General features: G+C 61.7%; 1 protein-coding gene. It reads left to right on the forward strand.

From position 1 onward, the window contains the following. On the forward strand, positions 1-116 hold a 116-nt coding region (locus tag AC0L2C_RS34095), incomplete at its 5' end, for a DUF892 family protein (RefSeq protein WP_473525521.1). Between the last annotated feature and the right edge of the window lie 1,004 nt (positions 117-1,120).

Below are 1,120 nucleotides of genomic sequence, written 5' to 3' on the forward strand. Positions count from 1 at the left end.
AGGATGCCGTGCCGCTGCTCGAGGAGACGCTCGAAGAGGAAAAGGCGACTGACGAAGCGCTGACGCAGCTTGGAGAGGCCAGCGTCAACGAGAGAGCGATGCAGGAAGCTGCCTAGGTAAACGGCGCCCGAAAGCAGAATCAATGAGCACGTCATGAACAATAGAGAGAACGCGCCTCCGGACGACGGAGGCGCGCCCTTGTCGCCGGTGCCGGCCGGGCGCGTGCGGCAGCTCCGGTTCGAGCTAACATTTCGGTCACGCGCAAATTCGATGGAAAAGCCCGATCGCGTTCTAGACGTTCTTCGGCTGCACTAGGCTGATCGACGTCGTCAAACCACACCTGCAGTTCCCACGCTGCGCTTCGTGTTGCACTTCGATACGGAATCCATGCGCGGGGGGAACGTCGAGCCCCGCCTGGAGCAAGCTGAGAAACCGGGCGCGCGGGTGCGTGCGCCGCGGAGTTTCACGGAGCCGCTGGCCGTGTCGGCGTCCCGTGAGCGCCGATCAGAGTGTGTCGCGGCCGGTGCGCGGGCGTGCCTCCTGATGACCAGCGGATCGCGGGAGCGATCAAAGACGATAAGGCGCGGCGAGCATTACGAGCCGTGGTGACAGGAGGATTGGCTCTCGAGGTCACCCTCCCGGCGCCGAGAATATGAGCGGTTGCTGGGAAAAATCGACTAGCCCTATAATCGGCGGCTTCGGCGAAATACGGTGCGACGAGCGCCACGGTCGTCGGCAATTCAACCGACGCATCGCGCATTAGCGTTCCCACCGCTAACCCCTTTCGCCATCATATTCTTCAAGGCATAAATTGCTTCGCGAACCGGCCCTTGCATGATCTGGGAGTTCGCTACCGAGGGAGCGGCATCTGAACACTGCTTTGTCTTCCGTGGCCAGTTCGAAAGATGACGGCATCTAACACCGTCATTTGCGCCAAGCGAAGTTGCGGGGAGATGCAAAGTAAGGCGCTACAGTTTGCGCCCGTCCAAACGCGACTGCTGGTTTGTGGCATCGTCCGATCCGCCCAGCGTGTCGGCGACCGTGGCACCTCGCGCACCCATCGGCTGCTGCGCACCTGTGGTGGTGTCCTTGGCTGTCTGGTGCTCCATCTCGGCATTCA

This window comes from Mesorhizobium sp. WSM4845 (assembly GCF_055811455.1).